This is a genomic window from Lysinibacillus sp. NPDC094403, assembly GCF_050278745.1.
Classification (GTDB): domain Bacteria; phylum Bacillota; class Bacilli; order Bacillales_A; family Planococcaceae; genus Lysinibacillus.
Genome location: NZ_JBNNTL010000005.1, coordinates 109,042 through 128,144, shown reverse-complemented (window position 1 = coordinate 128,144; position 19,103 = coordinate 109,042). Strand labels below are relative to the sequence as shown.

The following is a 19,103-nucleotide window of genomic DNA, read 5'->3' as shown; positions in this document are numbered from 1 at the left end:
TCATAAATAATATTTTTTGTTCGATACTTTTCATCGAAGCTGTCGTAATAGTAGCTGTGTTCATATACATATGTCGGGTCTGAAATGCTAATCAAATCCGAGATATTGCGCCTTCGCTGCAGACATTATAGGAATGCCTGCACGCATTTGATACGTACGTAATTGACGGAAAATGTGCTCATAATCATAACTGCTTCCAAAATAGCGGTCTTAAAATACCCCGGAAATAGGTCTTCTCCTTTTTTTATTATCATAACATTAGCTATATAAGTTCCAAAATCAAGTTTTGTTAATAATTGAACAAAACTTGATAATAATCAGAAAATTAACCTAAAATGTGAGTTTTACAACAGGGAACCGTTGCTAGAATATTTGCAGAGTGAATCATAAAGTTATAGAGCTTTAATAGTTTATGGTAGGGAAAACTAAATGCAGGGGTCTTGAAAGACGATATGGTATTTAGTGTTTGATTTGAAATAGGTGTGCGCAGGATATAGTTTAAATCAAGTATTCGAGGCATTAGAATTATTGGCTGCTACAGGGCGTAAAATAATAAGGACTGGTATTTAGGCTGAACTAGGCCTTATTTAGATGCAGAAATATTACTTTTTAAACTTTACGGAATGTTGAGTTATGCGAGATAGTGTTCATTTAAATTGACGAAAAAATTTTTCCCAAAAAGAAAAAGCCGAGAAAATGATATCATTTTCTCGGCTTTTTTTATCAGTTATAGCCCCAGATCATTGCGAATAATGTACCTAGGATTGTAACAACACCTACGAATACTGCATATAAAATCGTTATATATAACGTTTTCTTATCTTCAGATTCACCGATGTGCATGAATAATACTAATTGTACAGTTGCTTGTGCAATAGCAGTCACTAGTAAAATACCAAGTGCCATGTTAGCAGACATATCAAACTTAACAACAGCTAAAGCTACAAGTGTTAGTAATAGTGAGAAGCCGAAGCCCATCACATGTTGTTTTGGGAATAATTCCTTCATCAGCTAATCAGTCCTTTCAAGTAGACGAAGCTGAAGATGAAAATCCAAACAACGTCTAGGAAGTGCCAGTACAGTGAGAAGATAAACGCTTTGTTAGCCGTTTGTGGGTTTAAGCCACGGTTTGCTACTTGGATTAAAATTGCAACGCCCCAGAAGAAACCGAATGTTACGTGGGCACCGTGCGTACCAAGTAAAGTCATTAATGCTGATAAGAATGCGCTAGTTTGAATTGTAGCACCTTCATGAACATAAGTGACAAACTCATCAATCTCAATACCTAAGAAGCCAAGACCTAATAGAAGTGTGATGATGAAAAATGCCATCATCGCTTTTTTGTTGCCAATGCGCATTGCATGAACACCAAGACCAATTGTGAAACTACTTGTTAATAATAAGAATGTTTCCCATAATACTGGTGTTAATTCAAAGATTTCAGCGCCATTTGGGCCACTACCTGTACGTGTATGAAGTGTGAAATACACTGTAAATAGTGTGGCGAATAATACTATTTCGGCACCAAGGAAAATCCAGAAACCGAAAATTTTCAGGCGATTTTCCTCTGTACTATATTCTAATGGAAGTGAAGAATCGATTTTCATTTTATTTATCACCTCTCAAGCTTTTTTCAGTTGCCATAACTTCTTCAACTGAAATGTAACGACCATGATCTTTTTCAAATGAACGATGAATCATAAAGCCAAATACACAAAGCATACTTACGATGGCTGGAATCCATAGATTAAATACAGCGAAGAATGCTGCAAGGAAGAAGAATCCACTCATCCAGAAAGGTGTGCCAGTGTTGTTAGGCATATGAATTTTTTCAATCTTACCTTCAGTAATATCGCGACCTTCTTTTTTAGCGAACCAGAATTCGTCTAAACGTGAAACAGTCGGAACTACTGCGAAGTTGTATTCAGGTACTGGAGAATGAGTAGCCCATTCTAGCGTACGACCATCCCAAACATCTGCTTTTTCATTACGTGGCATATGTTTCCAGCTGTAGTAAATGTTATATACGATTAACGCGAAGCCGACAGCAAGACCAATTGCACCGATGAACGATACCATGCTCAATGGACCATATCCAGTTGAAGCAGAGTAAGTGTACATACGACGAGCGTAACCATCTAAACCTAAAATGAATAGAGGGAAGAAAGCTACGTTGAAGCTAATTGCGATAAACCAGAAAGCAGTTTTCCCTAGTTTTTCATTTAATCGGAAACCGAACATTTTTGGCCACCAGTAGTGGTAACCTGCAAGTACACCGAATACTGTACCTGGAATTAATACATAGTGGAAGTGGGCAACTAAGAACATCGTATTATGATATTGATAGTCCGCACTAGACATTGCTAGCATTACCCCTGTAACCCCACCGATTGTGAAAATCGGAATAAAACCAAGTGCATAAAGCATCGGAGTTGTAAATTGAATTTTACCGTGTCTCATTGTGAGCAACCAGTTAAATATTTTAACCCCTGTTGGAACAGCGATCGCCATTGTTGTAATAGAGAAGAAGCTGTTTACCATAACGCCATGACCCATTGTATAGAAGTGGTGGGCCCATACTAAGAATGATAGTAACGAAATAACAACCATACTCATAACCATTGATGTATAGCCGTATAAGTTTTTACGTGCAAATGTTGCAATGATTTCTGAGAAGATACCGAAAGCAGGTAGGATAACGATATAAACCTCAGGATGTCCCCAAACCCAGAATAGGTTGGCCCAAAGCATATCCATACCGCCATTTTGCATCGCAAAGAATTGTGTACCGAATTGACGGTCAAACATCATTAATGCAAGCGCTACAGTTAACACTGGGAACGCGAAAACGATAATAACGTTTGTGATTAAAATTGACCAACTAAACATTGGCATTTTCATTAACGTCATACCAGGTGCACGCATTTTAATGATTGTCGTGATGAAGTTAACACCAGTCAATAACGTACCAATCCCTGATAATTGTAAAGCTAAAGAATAGTAGTTGCCCCCAGCAGATGGACTAAATTCTGTCCCAGATAGTGGGAAGTAAGCTGTCCAACCAGCATCAGGTGAACCACCAATGATAAATGATAGGTTTAGTAAACCGCAACCAGCTGCAAATAACCAGAAGCTGACTGCATTTAGACGTGGGAAGGCAACGTCACGTGCACCAATTTGCAGTGGGATAACAATGTTCATTAAACCAATTACGAATGGCATAGCCATGAATAAAATCATGATTAAACCGTGTGTTGTGAAAATCTCATTATAGTGTTGTGCATCAAGAAGTCCGTTATCAGGAACTGCTGTTTGTGCACGCATTAACAAAGCATCGATACCGCCGCGGAATAGCATCAATAGTGCTGTAGCGATATACATAATACCGATTTTTTTATGGTCAACAGTTGATAGCCAGTTTTTATAGAAATAGCCCCATTTTTTGAAATAAGTAAGGCCGATTGCGATAACTACTGCTCCAACTATGATACTAATAGCTGCCCCCAAAATCATCGGTTCTTTAAGTGGATGGAAAATTTCTTCCATGCTCATTGGATGCGCTCCTTTCAGGTGTAAAAATAAAATTAATGTGAATGTGTTGCTTCAGAATTTTCGTGTGAATCAGAATGATTCCCATGATCCATTTTAGAGTGATCCATTTCATTTTCAGACATGTTCATATCGCTATGATCCATGTCACCCATTTTCATGTGTTCACTGTGTTCCATTGGAGCTGGGCTAAATTCTAAGTGTGTAGATGAATAGCTTGAACGACCAACGTGTTCTGCTTTTAATAGTTCATCAAATTTTTCTTTTGTTAATGGTTTTTCTTTTGTTTTCACATCAGTAGCCCATTTGTCGAAGTCTTTTTCTGTCATAGATTGAACTTCAAATTCCATTTGAGCAAAACCGCGACCGCTAAAGTTAGAGTTACGGCCCATGTATGAACCAACCTCATCTGCAGCTAGGTGAATAGTTGTTAACATGTCACTCATCGCGTATTTTTGACCAGCTAATTGTGGAATCCAGAAACTTGTGATTGGTCCGAAAGAGTATAGTTTGAACTCAATTGGACGGTCAGTTGGAATATTTACATAGTTTACAGTTTCAATACCTTGCTCTGGATAACTAAAATGCCATTTCCAGTTAGAGGATGATGCGTAAATTACAAGTGGCTCTTTATTGTCATAACCTGCTGGTTGAGACTCTACTGTACTTGTTGTTCTAACAGTAACAATTGCTAAGAAAGCCACTATGATAATAGGGATAACTGTCCATGTAATTTCAAGTAAATGACTACCCTCTTCGTGAGGAGGCTCATAATCGGCAGGTGTTTTAGAAGCACGGTATTTAGTTAGCATAAATGCTAAAAGCACGTACACGACTAGTAATATAAAGGCCATTGTAATAATGGATAAAATAATTGTGTCTGATAATGTTTTGGCATTTGGCCCTTTTGGATCAAAGACTGTTAGGGGTTCACAGCCAGAAAGAACTGCAAGCGCACCAAATGCAACAAACATTAGGCTTAACTTTTTCTTCATGTTTGACTCCTTTCTATAAAACGGCTATTCATAAATTTTCTGTGTTTGTAAATAGATTCGAATTTATAAATAGTGGGTAATACGGTCACCTCTTTTAGTTGTTGTACCAATCAAATAATCAGAAATACTTACAATGGCATGGTTCAATATGAAACATTGAATCTAGTATTTGATTGGTCTAGTGCAAGCGTTCGCAAAGTCTTTAATCTGTGTAATCGATTTTCAGACAATGTGTCATAATCGACCGACACAAATGTCGTTGTTTGCACATTGGATTATACGCCCGTTTTAAAGAAAAAAAAATTAATTTTTTATTTTTTTAATAGTAATTTCGGGATGAATATGAACATTTTTTGAACAAAAATCGTTATTTCAATATTAGTATTTTTGTGTTTAATTAAATAAACACTGTTAAAACGTTGAAAATACTGAGTTTCTCATCTTTAACTAATTAAATAGTTTTTTTTGTGAAAATATCATTTCACAATTTAGACTTCGTTTTGTAATAAAATCGCTGTTTTGCTAAGGTGTAGAATGCTTTTTTGTTGCGTTTTTTTAAAAGGTGAGTGCGGGGGAAATAGAATTGTGGATATATAAGGATAAACTTTCAATGTAAGGGATGTTTGGAAAGTAGTATTTCGGAAACTAATATTAATTATGTTAATATAGTTATGGTATTCCATATATTGTATTCTTGATATTTTATCTGAAAAGTAAAAATAGCAAACTAAGGATATTCTTAGTTTGCTAAATTTGGTTATGGGGACGAAAATAAATGTTCTAAGCAGAGAGAAAGTGGAATTTAACTTCATTCGGCGCAATTAAGCAAATATGAAATTGATATTAAGCTCCGAGCTTTAGCCATTTTGCTACATGTCCATAGATAGTATTTTGAAGCTTTGGAGCTAGGTTATTCATTTTTAATGCAATGTACAATGTTTTCATTAAATTTAAAGTGCATGTACGTCCGCTAAAAAAGGCTTCGTTATAGCCCTGTGTCACTAAATGCATTTCAAATTTATCAAATACCTGTTCGACAAATTCTATTAATGCCTCCTCGGAGTAGTCTCGAGCTAGTAACGCTTCAATTATATTAACTAAGCGTTCCTCCTCATCGTTGACAAAAACAGTATCTTTCCAAGTAACAAGTTTCAATGCATGCAAGATTAAAGGCGCATGCTGTAAATCAAACTTAGGGTGTCTAATTGTCGTTGCTGCTAAATCTGCACCATGAGCAATGCTGTGCGCCCAGCCCTTGTCTTGAACATGACCTCTTGTATCTTTTTCCAATAATAAAAAACGACCAATCTTTTGAAAGAAAATTTGAAGACAATCATCATTTAAAATGTGTAGTTCAGCATCCTTTGCAAGAAGACTTGCTACAAGTAAAGCAGAAAACGAACGTGTAAAGACACTATCTGTCATTTCTTCCCCTATGTTTAAATATAAAAAATCGTTGCCTGTTGCTGAATCAAATAAATGTTGTAGTTGCTCGGTGCTCAGTAAATCATCACTAAGTAAATCAATAAAAGTACGGTAAATTAATTTGTCTCGTAATTCTGCATCTGGTGTACCGATGTGCGTTAACATTTCTTGTAACAACCAATCGCCTTTTTCTAACATAAATTCTTGTCGTGCTGAATGTGTCATTGTTGAAAACGATTGTAAAGTATTTTTGATATTCATATGTAATTCCCCCAAAGTAAAGTTAATGCGTTATAAGAGCATTTTTTCAACATATTTCTTGAAGATCACTTGTCTTTGCAAATTATATTTATAACAATGCGCAGACATAGTAAAAATGCTTTTATGGAGCTAGGTCTTTTTATTATAAGGCTTCAACGACAAATTTGCTGATTTGTGAAGTTTTCTAGTGATATAGGAGGATATTCGCAATAGGAATTCCAGAATCAAGGGAAAGTTGATATGATAGACAAGCAACAAAAAGGGATAGACTTATTAAAGGAGTACATAATCAATTTCGCCTTGGCGTAATTGTTGCTGACGCTGCGCTTTCGCACAGAAATTCTGAATGAAAATAAAAAGACATACCTATTTAAGTATGTCTCATCCTAGTTATAATATAACGGCTGATTTTATACCGAGTGGCAATTCAGTAAACGTATTTTGATTGGTTTTTAAATCTACAAGAATATTTGCATTTTTAATGGCGTCGATTAGCCACTCGCTATAATGAAGATTTGGTTGAGAGTGCTGTAAGATGCGTTGCATATCTTTTCCGTCGATACTTAGAAGTTTATAGTTGCATTCAATGTGTACATTTTGGGGAATAATAAAAAGTGACTCATGTTGGTGTCCAATTAAAATGGAGCCAGGAATGTAACCGTGGATACTTATAATATGTGTAATTGCTTCTTGCGTGTATAAATCAATCTTTGTCCGTGTGAGTAATTCAAATTCAATCGGATAATCCTTCTGATTGGGACCTTCCGCTGTAGAAAACGAAACAACTTTAATAGATAGCGCTTCAAACATAGGAGAGACGCTACTACCAAATTCACTAACTGTATCCATTGATTGCATGTATACCACTCCTTGTGAATAACTTTTTTTAAAATTAAACGAAGCTAGATGCCCTGTAAACGGTAATAAATGATAGTCATTATTAATTATAATACAATTTATTACAAAATATGAAATATGAAAGCGAAGATTTTTGTTAAAATAAGCAAGGAATAAAATTTATGGTATTTATTGTAATCGCTGAAAATTGAAAATAAAATTTGTTAAAACATGACGTATGCCAACTAATGAAGTTGAGTAGAGTGAAGGTGGGAAGCTTCACAGATGAGACCCTGGCGAGATCTAATAGAAGGAAAGCATCAAGTCCTGTGATAACTCCTTCATGACCAACATTTTGACTTTGCTAAGTGGCTTATCGAACGCTCCCTAGGAAAGGGCTCAGTCGGAACGGAAATCTACCCCCTGTTATTGTGATGATTCATATAGAAATTGATAAGTAAAATAGTGGTAAAGAGGTGAGGAGAATGACAAAGCGAAAACGGCATGTTATAAAACATGACAATATTGTTGTTTTTCCTGGTGCTGTTCAGACATTAATACGTGAAGGACATATGTATGCGGAAAATTATCAATATGAAGAAGCTGTGGCAAGCTTTGAAAAAGCGTTTTTGTATGAAACTGGAGATGAACTTGCATTAAGTACCTATGCGTATGCTTTATATGAACTAAAAGCATACGATAAAGTTAAAAATGTTTGTGAGCAATTGTTTGCAATGGGTACGACATTATATGTAGAAGTAATGGAACTGTATGTTACTGTATGTATGCAGTTAAAAGAATACCATCAAGTAGAGTCGTTAATTACGACATTAATTGAAGAAAACGTACTTCCGGAAGATCAGCTTGAGAAATTTGAACGCTTAAGAAGCTTGAATCAAGAGGTTGCTAAGAATCTTCAAAAAAAAGAGGATGCAAAACGATTGTTAGAAGAGCAAGAATATGAACTTTCGAAATTTAGTGCATTAACGCCAGACGAACAATCTATTCGACTGCATCGCTTAATGGATACGAATGTACGACAGTTAAAAACTGCATTGAAAGCTATTATTGAATATCCAACGATCCATCCATTTGTTCAGAGCTTAGCACTAATCCTATTAGTGGAACAAGAAGTGTCAATTGAAATTACTGTCTCGAAATTTAATGAAACAACGACTATTAATCCTATCAATTTAGTCCTACCAAATCAGTTGCCGCAGTATAGGGAAGTAAAAAAAATAATTGAGAATAAATTAGAGCAAGACCCATCGACGTTGGAAATGGTACAATATTTAATGGCGAAACATGCCATTGTGACGTATCCGTTTGAATGGCATCCATTCGAAGCCGACGATATTGCTTATAGTTATATTGACTTTGTACAATCTATGCTAGGAAAAGTACAGGAAATGGACTATGAAATCATTGACTTTTTACAAATGTTAGAAAAACTAACAGAACTACATGGCGTATGAAATAAGTTGAAACTATGCGCATCTATGTTATACTAAAATGGTTGTCAAAATCGTAGTTACGAATGAATTGTCTAACATTTAAAACTTGATTATTTATTTGGAGGTATTTATACATGTCAGCAAAATGGGAAAAACAAGAAGGTAATATCGGTACTCTTACAATTGAAGTACCTGCTGCAGAAGTAGACGCAGCAATGGACCAAGCGTTCAAAAAAGTTGTAAAACAAATTAACGTACCAGGTTTCCGTAAAGGTAAAATGCCTCGTAAAATGTTTGAACAACGCTTTGGTATTGAATCTTTATACCAAGATGCATTAGAAATCATCGTTCCTGAATCTTATTCAAAAGCTATCGATGAAGCTGGTATTATGCCAGTTGATTACCCAGAAATTTCTGGTACAGAAAACTTCGTACACGGTAAAGATTTCACATTTAATGCTCAAGTAACAGTGAAGCCTGAGCCAAAACTTGGTGAGTACAAAGGTTTAGAAGTTACGAAACTTCCAGTAGAAGTTACTGATGAAGAAGTAGAAGCACAAATTCAAGATCAATTAGCTCGTAAAGCAGAGCTTGAAATTAAAGAAGACGAAGCAATCGTAGAAGGCGATACAGCTGTTATCGACTTTGAAGGTTTCGTAGGTGAAGAAGCATTTGAAGGTGGTAAAGGTGAAGACTATCCACTAGAAATCGGTTCTGGCTCATTCATCCCTGGCTTTGAAGAGCAACTTGTAGGTGTGAAAACTGGTGAATCTAAAGATGTAGTTGTTACTTTCCCAGAAGAATACCATGCAGCTGAATTAGCTGGTAAAGAAGCTACTTTCAAAGTAACTGTAAAAGAAGTTAAAACAAAAGTTCTTCCAGAATTAAACGACGAATTCGTTAAAGAATTAGACCCAGAAGTTGAAGGCGTTGAAGCTTTACGCGCTAAAATCAAAGAGCAAACTGCTGAGCAAAAACAAGCTGAATCAGATGCAGCACTTCGTGATGAATTAGTTGAAAAAGCTGCTGAAAATGCTGAATTTGAAGTACCTGCTGGTATGATTAACTCTGAAACTGATCGTATGTTACAAGAATTTGGTCAACGTTTACAAATGCAAGGCATGAACTTAGACCTTTACTACCAATTCTCAGGTCAATCAGAAGAAGATTTACGTGGACAAATGAAAGAAGAAGCAGAAAGCCGTGTACGTGTATCTTTAACACTTGAAGCAATTGCTGAAGCTGAAAAAATTGAAGCAACTGAAGCTGATATCGAAGCTGAATTAGAAAAAATGGCTGCTCAATTTAACATGACTAAAGAACAAATTACTGGCGCTTTAGGCGGCACAGCAGTTCTTGAAAACGACATTAAAATTCAAAAAACAGTTGAATTTTTAGTAGAAAACGCTAAAATTACTGAATAGGATTTTTTTGTAACTGGATAGATAAATGAAAACAAGGTACGGCATTAAACCGTGCCTTGTTTTATCACATATTTATTGTTTAGGTTAAGCCAGATTCCCTTTTAGGTTTAGTTCAGTTAATTATATTATTAATATTATGACTACTTTCACCACGAAAAGCATCCTCCAAAAGGAAGTACTTTTTTAAGAGGGGGGATAGGCAGAGCCTCTACAATTCTCTAATACATAGTATTGTTTGACTTTTCACACGATGCTAAAATTTAACTTTATTCAGCAGAGTTAAGACTTAGTTTTATAGATGTCTCAATTCTTCCAAATGAGGAACAACGTAATACATCCTCTTCTGAATGAAGTTAAGCCTCTGGCGAATGTAATAGATTTTAAAGAAAAACAAGTTGCTCATTTGAGTATCTGTATCTTGTACTTACGGCTGTGACAGTGAGGTCAAAAGCCAATTATCAAGTGACGAGGGTCAGAGAGCTTGACTAAACGAAAGATCTCTGGTCGAAAGAGGTTTCTGAAGAATCAGTCAGTTACAAACGCATGGAAATTAAGATATAATTGGTAAATTCGTCAAGCTAAATAATTGGCAACTTTGCGATAAATGTCATTGTTTCTGTACTATGCATGTCGTAAGTTTTTTTAAAATCTCGAACCATAAATGCAGTGGTGTAAATGGATGCAGACAATTTATTTGATAAAGATTCAATAATCTTGTAAGATTGTTGCTTGAATAGGGGTGAAACATATTGTTCAAATTTAATGATGAAAAAGGCAATTTAAAATGCTCTTTTTGTGGAAAGCCACAAGAACAGGTACGTAAACTAGTTGCAGGTCCTGGTGTTTATATTTGTGATGAATGTATCGAGCTTTGTTCAGAAATCGTTGTAGAGGAACTGGGCGTTGAAGAAGAAATTGAATTTCAAGATATTCCAAAACCGAAAGAAATCTTAGCGATTTTAGATGAGTATGTAATTGGACAAGAACGTGCTAAAAAAGCTTTAGCAGTTGCGGTTTATAATCACTACAAACGTATTAATACGAATAGTAAAATTGATGATGTAGAATTAGCAAAATCGAACATTGTGTTAATCGGCCCAACTGGTAGCGGTAAAACTTTATTGGCTCAAACATTGGCGCGTATATTAAACGTTCCTTTTGCTATTGCGGATGCTACTTCTCTAACAGAAGCTGGCTATGTTGGTGAGGACGTTGAAAATATCTTATTAAAATTAATTCAATCAGCAGATTACGATATCGAGCGTGCTGAAAAAGGGATCATCTACATTGATGAAATCGATAAGGTTGCACGTAAATCTGAAAATCCATCCATTACACGTGATGTATCAGGTGAAGGTGTACAACAAGCTCTTCTTAAAATTTTAGAAGGTACAGTTGCGAGTGTCCCTCCACAAGGTGGACGTAAGCATCCTCACCAAGAGTTTTTACAAATCGATACTACAAACATCTTATTTATTGTCGGTGGAGCGTTTGATGGAATAGAGTCCATTATTAAACGTCGTCAGGGTGAAAAAGTAATTGGCTTCGGTTCAGATCCGAACAAGATTGATATGGATGAAGGCTCTATTATGGCAAAGCTGATTCCAGAGGACTTATTGAAATTTGGTCTAATACCAGAATTCATCGGTCGATTACCAGTACTTGCGAGTCTAGAGCAATTAAACGAGTCTGCGCTTGTACAAATTTTAACAGAGCCTAAAAATGCACTAGCTAAGCAATATCAAAAAATGCTTGAACTAGATGGTGTTGAGCTTGAGTTTGATGAAGGTGCCCTTTCGGAAATTGCAAAAGAAGCAATTGAGCGGAAAACAGGTGCACGCGGTCTTCGTTCAATTATTGAGTCAACAATGCTTGAAGTAATGTACGAACTTCCTTCACGTGAAGACGTGAAAAAATGTATCATTACGGCAAAAACAATTACGGATAAAGAAAAACCGAAATTGCTTCTTGAAGATGGCACTGAACTCGATGAAGGTAGCGACACAAAAACTTCAGCATAACGAACAGACCTGACTGTCTATTGTTATGAGATAAAGAGTAATTTAGCTGACTTCGGTTGTGCAATATTCGCACATATCGACAGTCAGCTTTTTATTCATTCTTACATAAAGCCAACTGTAATTAGATGAAATTTTTGACTCGGTTGATTAACTAGTGTGAATCAGCTTTTTAAACACATACTAGTAGCGCGGGAGTGAACAAGAAAATTTTGACGGAGGTGAATACCCGCATGGTGACAATACAAAAAACAACAAATGTACCATTATTGCCTTTACGTGGACTTTTAGTATACCCGTCGATGGTGTTACATATTGATGTGGGTAGAAATCGTTCTGTAGCAGCGCTGGAACAAGCAATGTTAGAGGACCAATTGATATTATTGGTAACGCAAAAAGAAATGCATGATGAACAGCCTGATGAGGAAGATTTATATACAATTGGTACGATGGCTTATGTCAAACAGATGCTAAAATTACCTAATGGAACACTACGTATTTTAGTGGAAGGTGTAGCGCGTGCAACATGGTCTAACTATCGTGCATTAGAAAAATATACGATTGTTGACATCGATGTTAAGGAGGAAACAATCGATAAGGATGTTGAAACGCAGGCTTTAATGCGTACGTTGTTAACGTATTTCGAAAGATACGCGAAAGCCTCCAATAAGGTTACATCGGAAACCATCAGTACTGTGGCGGATATTGAAGAGCCAGGTCGTTTAGCAGACATCATTGCATCACATTTGCCATTTAAGATTGCAGATAAACAAGAAGTATTGGAGATGCTCAATGTAAAGAAGCGTTTAGATCATTTAATTATTCGTTTACATGATGAGCAAGAAGTACTTGATCTTGAGAAGAAAATTAATTCAAAAGTTAAACAATCCATGGAGCGTACGCAAAAAGAATATTATTTACGTGAACAAATGAAAGCTATTCAAACAGAGCTAGGGGACCGTGAAGGGAAAACTGGCGAAGTAGCTGAATTACGTAAACGTATTGACGAAACAGGCATGCCTGAATCAACGAAAGAAGCTGTGCTTAAAGAGTTGGATCGCTATGAAAAGTTACCTGGAGCTAGTGCGGAGAGTGGCGTAATCCGAAACTATATAGATTGGATTGTATCACTTCCATGGACAAATGCGACTGAGGATCGCATGAATATCACACATGCAGAGGACATTTTAAATCGTGATCATGACGGATTAGAAAAAGTAAAAGAACGTATATTAGAATATTTAGCTGTACGGCAGTTGAAAAAATCGTTACGTGGACCAATATTATGTTTAGCTGGCCCTCCAGGTGTAGGTAAGACGTCATTAGCTCGATCTATTGCAGAAAGCTTGGATCGCAAATTTATCCGTATTTCATTAGGTGGGGTACGAGACGAATCAGAAATTCGTGGTCATCGTCGTACGTATGTTGGGGCGATGCCAGGTCGTATTATCCAAGGTATGAAAAAGGCAGGGACTATTAATCCTGTGTTCCTTCTAGATGAAATTGATAAAATGTCTAATGATTTCAGGGGAGATCCTGCAGCAGCTATGCTTGAAGTTTTAGATCCAGCTCAAAATAATACATTTAGTGATCATTACATCGAAGAACCTTATGATTTATCAAATGTATTATTTATTGCAACTGCCAATGATTTAAGTTCAATTCCTGGGCCGTTACTAGATCGTATGGAAGTTATCTCAATTGCTGGCTATACGGAAATTGAAAAAGAGCAAATTACTAAAAATCATTTAATACCAAAACAGTTGAAAGAGCATGGCTTGAAAAAAACGCAGGCTATCATTAAAGATGAAGCAGTTGTGGATATCATCCGTTATTATACACGTGAAGCAGGTGTTCGAGGGCTGGAGCGTCAAGTTGCAACCTTATGTCGTAAAATCGCTAAGATCATCGTTTCTGGTGAGAAAAAACGAGTAACAGTTAGCTCGAAGTCGTTAGAAGAATTACTCGGCAAACATCGTTTCCGTTATGGACAAGCAGAAGAGGAAAACCAAGTCGGTGTAGCTACTGGGCTTGCTTATACAACTGTGGGTGGTGATACATTACAAATTGAGGTATCATTAACACCTGGTAAAGGAAAATTGCAGCTAACTGGGAAGCTTGGCGATGTCATGAAGGAATCTGCCCAAACCGCTTTATCGTATGTCCGTACAAAAATGGAAGAGCTAAAAGTGGATGCAGAATATTTTGAAACACATGATATTCATATCCATGTTCCTGAAGGAGCTGTGCCGAAAGATGGACCTTCTGCAGGTATTACAATGGCAACTGCAATTGTATCTGCAATTTTACACCGTCCTATACGTCGTGAGGTCGGCATGACAGGTGAAATTACTTTACGTGGACGTGTACTGCCAATTGGTGGCTTAAAGGAAAAAACACTCAGTGCGCATCGAGCAGGCTTAACGACAATTATTTGTCCGAAAGATAATGAGCGAGATATTGAGGATATTCCGGAAAGTGTACGCGAACAATTAACATTTAAACTAGTGTCATCGGCTGATGAAGTATTAGCCATTGCACTGGACGGAGGTATTTAAGAAAATGAAAGTCCATAACGTCGAAATGGTCATAAGTGCTGTAAGACCAGACCAATATCCAGAAGATGGACTGCCAGAATTTGCACTAGCCGGTCGTTCAAATGTGGGGAAATCCTCATTTATTAACCGAATGATCGGTCGTAAAGCTTTAGCACGTATTTCTTCTAAGCCCGGAAAAACACAAACGCTTAACTTTTACAAAATTGAAGAGCAATTGTTTTTTGTAGATGTTCCGGGTTATGGTTATGCAAAGGTTTCAAAGACTGAGCGTGAAGCATGGGGGAAAATGATTGAGCGTTACATCACAGGGCGCAATGAATTAAAGGCAGTCGTACAAATTGTTGATTTACGTCATCCTCCTACAGATGATGATCGCATGATGTATGATTTTTTAAAGCATTACAATATTCCTTGTATTGTCATTGCAACAAAGGCAGATAAAATCCCAAAAGGTAAATGGGATAAGCATAAAAAAGTCGTGAAAGAAACGCTAGATATGGAAAAAAATGATCCTCTTATTGTCTTTTCTTCAGAAAAAGGAATTGGCTTTGAAGAAGCTTGGCGTACTATCGAAAATAAAATGTAATAAAAAAACATCTATTGAGTCTATTATTTAGGACAGTAGATGTTTTTTTATTAAATGGGGAGAATCGCTTGATGAAAGAAACAACTGACCGATAAATAAAATAGGAGGTGGACTAAATGGATATCGCAGCTTTATCAATGGCAATGAATCAAGCAACTTTAATGCAAAATGTATCTCTTGCAGTAACAAAACAGGCAATGGATATGCAAAAGCAAAGTACAGAACAATTAGTTGAAATGTTAGATGCTCCACATCCGACAGCGGGACATACAATTGACGTTCAAGTATGATGAAGGAAAGGTAGCTTGAAATTGGAAGCTACCTCTATCTTTGTTTCTAAAGGTAGATTGAAAAAGTCAGTAAAAGTACTAAAATGTAACTTTTTGAATAGGAAAAACTACCAATATTACGATATACTATTTATTAATAACATTTTTAAGGAGGCAGGATTAGTTGAAGAAAATTTCATACATACTAATGATTTTGTTACTAGCGGTTCTCGGATTTTCATCAAATCAAACGGCCCAAGCTGCCCAAATGGTGACTGGAACCTTTGTTGATGTAACATTTTCAGAATATGCAAATTCAAACGGAGTAATAGAAAAAAAGCTTAGTAAAATTACTTTGCAAAATGATAGCGGTCGTCAAGTTACATACAATATAAATGATAATGCCCGCCTGTATATTAATAATACAGTGACAACAATCGAAGGCTTTAAGCTGGGAATGAAGGTAGAAGCGGATATTTCCCTTCGAAGTGTTGTTGAGCTTCGAGGTACTTCTAATTCTACAATAGAGACAGAATCTCCATCAGTTGCTGAAAATACTAAAACACTGGCTGGGGTAGTGACAAGTATTGATCCAAATGGATTATTCATTATGTTGAAGCCGGATATTGGAGAGGAAACAACTTATTATATAAACAAAGATACAAGCTACCAAAAAAACTCCTCTGCAGTCGATATTAGCGCATTATATGTTGGGGATCGTGTTAAGCTTAACCTTAAAAATCGAAACACATCCATTGTCACAAAAATAGAAATTAGTGAGACGGGTACATTAGTTGAAAACCTATATAAAGGTGAGATACAGACGGTTAATGTCAATACAAATAAATTAACTGTAAAAAACCAACATGCATTTATAAATTGGCAATTTGGATCTGATACAACAGCGGCTTTGTCAACGATGGATTTTTCATCAAAGGTTCCAATCTATGTTGGAAATACAAAAATTGATAAAGGTCAGTTGAAAAATTACATTAGCAGTGAAGCATATTATGCAACGGTTAAACAGTTTGGCAAAGAAGTGATTGAAAAGATTGTTGTATTGAAAAACAACGAGCGAACTTACTATGAGCCTATGCTTTCTGTGGATACTAAGTATCAGCTATTAAAACTTAAATCTGCTGGTACATTATACTTCCACGATGGATCGATTTTAATTCGAAATGGTCGTTTAATTGAACCTACTGGCTTATTAGCTTATGGTACTGCCTTTGTTATTTCGGACGGTGCTGCACGTGATAATTATGCCCAAGTCGTGCAAGTAACAAGTGATAGCTTTATGTCACCAAACTTAGCAGGTCATGAGTTATATTATGGACGTTTGTCACAAGCAGATGGCTATTTAATCGAAATTGATGACGCGATGAAGATCGAGTCAAATGTCTTCAAGAAAACAGATCGTACTGTACTATCTGTTAGTAATTCAACAAAGGCAATAGTAGATGATGGGAAAAAAATATATAGTGTCATGCCTGATATCGAGCTTCATTTATACGAAGGTGAATATGGTTACTTCTATGTGAAGGACGGTCATGTACAGGCCCTTCATATACTAAATAAAGCTAAGCCTGTAGCACCATTAATGTTAACTGGTAAACTACAGTCAGTTAAATCGAAATATCCAGCTGTAATCAATGTGAAGAGCGTAAGTCAATGGCAAAATGGTCGTTGGTATGAAGCTGGTGAAATGATTGATATGAATATTGACCAAGCTACAATTATTAAAGCTGGTAAAGTTATTCAAGCATCTGATTTAAATCCTTCTGATCGTTTAGTAGTATTATCAGATCGTTTTGTCAAAGCTCATTTAATACTAGTCGATTAATAAGAAATCTGTAAGTAATATTTAAAACGAAGGCATTCAGCTTAAGCGAAGGAAGAACTTGCTTATGATGAAGTATGTTGTCGCCTACGAATAGAAGGCAAGCAGATTTCAGCCTTAACTTTTCTAGGTGTGTTGAGTAGCAAAAATTTAATAGTAAATTTTTGCTAATATAAGCCAGTTTTTTTGCTGATTGTAGAGGAGGATTACGAGCATTCGTTACAGAACAATACTTCCCGCTGGAAAAGCGAGATAGTATATTCTGTACGAAAGCGAGTGGTCTGAAGTGGAAATGAGCACCTACTAATTAATGAAGTAGGTAAAAATGGGTTAATCAACACACCTGATTATTTTGTAATGTTGAAAATTATTCAGCTGTAGATGCGGTATGCATGGAATGAAAGAAGGGACAAAAAAAGAATGCGAAAACATTTATCTAAAATAATGTTAGTGGTACTTGCTGCACTGGTTATTGGAGCTACTATTCCAGAAAATGCATCAGCTGCTTCATTAGAAACAACAGGTGCTGTAAAAAATGAATATACATATGAGGAAGCTGTTTTCATTACAGGAACACCCATTATATTTAAAGGTACTAGTAAAGACATAAAAATCACACAAAAAGAATCTAAAGGAAAGTTAACTGAGACACATAGTTTAAAGCTAACAGCAAGTAACGGTGCTACACTGACACGAAATATTGTATATGAATCTGATGTTGTAGATTATGCTACGATTGGTCAAAAGACATCGAATGGTGTAGTGAAAAAATATTCTGAGAAAATTGTTGCAGGGGGAAAAACATATACATTGGTAGATTACCAATTTTCACAAGGCACGGTAACGGACAATCGTGCAGCCTCTGATTATTACTCAGGCAATGTGATTTCGAGAAAAACATATGCTTATCAAACTGGAAGTGGGAGAAATACAGTCAATAATACCGTAACGATTGATACTGATAGTCGACATGCAGGCTATGAAAACTTCTGGGGAGCAACAGAAACACAAATTACAGAAGCTGTTTATAAATATAGCGACGGTAAGACAAGCCATGTGAAAAATCGTTTATCTACAAGCAAATCACGTGTACTAAACTATGAAGAAAACCTAGGGAGTTTAGGGAGCTTTGATGGTGGATATGCGGTAGTAAGCGAAAAGGATGTTATTTCTGAATATGCGTATGATTTAGCCTCTGGACAAAAAGGTAAAGTTGACTTAGACAAAGAATATATGCCAACAATTCAACGTTTAATCATTCCTAAGTTCCGTGATTTATCAAATCATAATGCAAAAGAAGCTATTGAAAAATTATACTCTTTAGGTATTTACTCTGATGCAAGTAACTTCTTCTCACCGAATACCCCTATGAGGCGTTGTGACTTTACAACGGCGATTGGTAAGGCAGTCGACTTACGAGTTATGGAAGAACCGAAAACGAAAAAATCGACATCTTCTACAAGTATTTTTAAAGATGTCAAACGTACTGTAAAAGATTATGCCTATATTGAGTCCGCGTTTAATAAAGGAATTATTAAAGGTGTAACTCCGGAGTATTTCAAACCTGATAATCAAATTACTCGAGCTCAAGCAGCTACGATTTTTGTACGAGCATTAGGGCTAGAAAATAAGGCGCCAGATCCAGGCTATATGACAAAGTTTAAGGATGATGCACAAATTCCAACCTATGCAAAAGATGGTATATACATTGCAAATGAATTAGGCTTAATGAATGGTGACCCTGTAACAGGTCGATTTAATCCAAATCAACCATTAACGCGAGCACAAGCATCATTAGTATTAGTACGTTTCTTGAATTATTTAGAAAATGACTTAAAACAAAACTATCGAGATGACATATTGTTCTTTAATTAAAGAAAGGACTGA

General features: G+C 36.2%; 14 protein-coding genes. 8 read left to right on the top strand and 6 right to left on the bottom strand.

Translation table 11 applies throughout. The features are described 5' to 3' along the window. Nucleotides 1-723 precede the first annotated feature (723 nt). From qoxD to ACQKMV_RS10470, 6 genes are all read right to left on the bottom strand, one after another. Complete coding sequence (qoxD, locus tag ACQKMV_RS10495; RefSeq protein WP_427503821.1) at nucleotides 724-1,008, bottom strand: cytochrome aa3 quinol oxidase subunit IV; 285 nt, start codon at nucleotides 1,006-1,008, stop codon at nucleotides 724-726. Continuing rightward, nucleotides 1,008-1,607: a cytochrome aa3 quinol oxidase subunit III gene (qoxC, locus tag ACQKMV_RS10490; protein WP_427503820.1), complete on the bottom strand. Its 600-nt coding sequence runs from the start codon at nucleotides 1,605-1,607 to the stop codon at nucleotides 1,008-1,010. The genes qoxD and qoxC overlap by 1 nt, the downstream gene beginning before the upstream one ends. A 1-nt stretch (nucleotide 1,608) precedes the next feature. Continuing rightward, nucleotides 1,609-3,552: a cytochrome aa3 quinol oxidase subunit I gene (qoxB, locus tag ACQKMV_RS10485; RefSeq protein WP_427503819.1), complete on the bottom strand. Its 1,944-nt coding sequence runs from the start codon at nucleotides 3,550-3,552 to the stop codon at nucleotides 1,609-1,611. 32 nt (nucleotides 3,553-3,584) lie between these two features. Beyond that, nucleotides 3,585-4,544: a cytochrome aa3 quinol oxidase subunit II gene (qoxA, locus tag ACQKMV_RS10480; protein WP_427503818.1), complete on the bottom strand. Its 960-nt coding sequence runs from the start codon at nucleotides 4,542-4,544 to the stop codon at nucleotides 3,585-3,587. Between the two features lie 843 nt (nucleotides 4,545-5,387). Beyond that, nucleotides 5,388-6,230, bottom strand: a complete 843-nt coding sequence (locus ACQKMV_RS10475; protein WP_427503817.1) for a DUF2785 domain-containing protein — start codon at nucleotides 6,228-6,230, stop codon at nucleotides 5,388-5,390. 390 nt (nucleotides 6,231-6,620) lie between these two features. After that, nucleotides 6,621-7,088, bottom strand: coding sequence for a hypothetical protein (locus tag ACQKMV_RS10470; RefSeq protein ID WP_427503815.1), 468 nt, complete (start codon nucleotides 7,086-7,088; stop codon nucleotides 6,621-6,623). A gap of 464 nt (nucleotides 7,089-7,552) precedes the next feature. On the opposite strand from ACQKMV_RS10470, the gene ACQKMV_RS10465 reads away from it, so the two are divergent. The 8 genes from ACQKMV_RS10465 to ACQKMV_RS10430 all read left to right on the top strand — a co-directional run bounded on the left by ACQKMV_RS10465 (nucleotide 7,553) and on the right by ACQKMV_RS10430 (nucleotide 19,091). After that, nucleotides 7,553-8,542, top strand: a complete 990-nt coding sequence (locus ACQKMV_RS10465; RefSeq protein ID WP_427503814.1) for a hypothetical protein — start codon at nucleotides 7,553-7,555, stop codon at nucleotides 8,540-8,542. Between the two features lie 113 nt (nucleotides 8,543-8,655). After that, entirely contained in the window at nucleotides 8,656-9,945 is a 1,290-nt protein-coding gene (gene tig / locus ACQKMV_RS10460) for a trigger factor (RefSeq protein WP_427503812.1), read from the top strand. A gap of 749 nt (nucleotides 9,946-10,694) precedes the next feature. After that, nucleotides 10,695-11,966: an ATP-dependent protease ATP-binding subunit ClpX gene (clpX, locus tag ACQKMV_RS10455; RefSeq protein ID WP_427423393.1), complete on the top strand. Its 1,272-nt coding sequence runs from the start codon at nucleotides 10,695-10,697 to the stop codon at nucleotides 11,964-11,966. A gap of 230 nt (nucleotides 11,967-12,196) precedes the next feature. Further along, entirely contained in the window at nucleotides 12,197-14,521 is a 2,325-nt protein-coding gene (gene lon / locus ACQKMV_RS10450; protein WP_427503811.1) for an endopeptidase La, read from the top strand. 4 nt (nucleotides 14,522-14,525) lie between these two features. Continuing rightward, entirely contained in the window at nucleotides 14,526-15,107 is a 582-nt protein-coding gene (gene yihA, locus ACQKMV_RS10445) for a ribosome biogenesis GTP-binding protein YihA/YsxC (RefSeq protein WP_427503810.1), read from the top strand. 116 nt (nucleotides 15,108-15,223) lie between these two features. Continuing rightward, nucleotides 15,224-15,397: a YjfB family protein gene (locus tag ACQKMV_RS10440; protein ID WP_427423390.1), complete on the top strand. Its 174-nt coding sequence runs from the start codon at nucleotides 15,224-15,226 to the stop codon at nucleotides 15,395-15,397. Between the two features lie 163 nt (nucleotides 15,398-15,560). Further along, nucleotides 15,561-17,219: a hypothetical protein gene (locus ACQKMV_RS10435; protein ID WP_427503809.1), complete on the top strand. Its 1,659-nt coding sequence runs from the start codon at nucleotides 15,561-15,563 to the stop codon at nucleotides 17,217-17,219. Between the two features lie 417 nt (nucleotides 17,220-17,636). Further along, nucleotides 17,637-19,091 carry an S-layer homology domain-containing protein gene (locus tag ACQKMV_RS10430; protein WP_427503808.1) on the top strand — a complete coding sequence of 485 codons (1,455 nt, stop codon included), beginning with the start codon at nucleotides 17,637-17,639 and terminating at the stop codon, nucleotides 19,089-19,091. Nucleotides 19,092-19,103: the final 12 nt, after the last annotated feature.

Bases quoted from the DNA above. Each gene is read 5' to 3' on its own strand.
- qoxD (WP_427503821.1), bottom strand. From the start codon at position 1,008: ATGAAGGAATTATTCCCAAAACAACATGTGATGGGCTTCGGCTTCTCA.
- qoxC (WP_427503820.1), bottom strand. From the start codon at position 1,607: ATGAAAATCGATTCTTCACTTCCATTAGAATATAGTACAGAGGAAAAT.
- qoxB (WP_427503819.1), bottom strand. From the start codon at position 3,552: ATGAGCATGGAAGAAATTTTCCATCCACTTAAAGAACCGATGATTTTG.
- qoxA (WP_427503818.1), bottom strand. From the start codon at position 4,544: ATGAAGAAAAAGTTAAGCCTAATGTTTGTTGCATTTGGTGCGCTTGCA.
- ACQKMV_RS10475 (WP_427503817.1), bottom strand. From the start codon at position 6,230: ATGAATATCAAAAATACTTTACAATCGTTTTCAACAATGACACATTCA.
- ACQKMV_RS10470 (WP_427503815.1), bottom strand. From the start codon at position 7,088: ATGCAATCAATGGATACAGTTAGTGAATTTGGTAGTAGCGTCTCTCCT.
- ACQKMV_RS10465 (WP_427503814.1), top strand. From the start codon at position 7,553: ATGACAAAGCGAAAACGGCATGTTATAAAACATGACAATATTGTTGTT.
- tig (WP_427503812.1), top strand. From the start codon at position 8,656: ATGTCAGCAAAATGGGAAAAACAAGAAGGTAATATCGGTACTCTTACA.
- lon (WP_427503811.1), top strand. From the start codon at position 12,197: ATGGTGACAATACAAAAAACAACAAATGTACCATTATTGCCTTTACGT.
- yihA (WP_427503810.1), top strand. From the start codon at position 14,526: ATGAAAGTCCATAACGTCGAAATGGTCATAAGTGCTGTAAGACCAGAC.
- ACQKMV_RS10440 (WP_427423390.1), top strand. From the start codon at position 15,224: ATGGATATCGCAGCTTTATCAATGGCAATGAATCAAGCAACTTTAATG.
- ACQKMV_RS10430 (WP_427503808.1), top strand. From the start codon at position 17,637: ATGCGAAAACATTTATCTAAAATAATGTTAGTGGTACTTGCTGCACTG.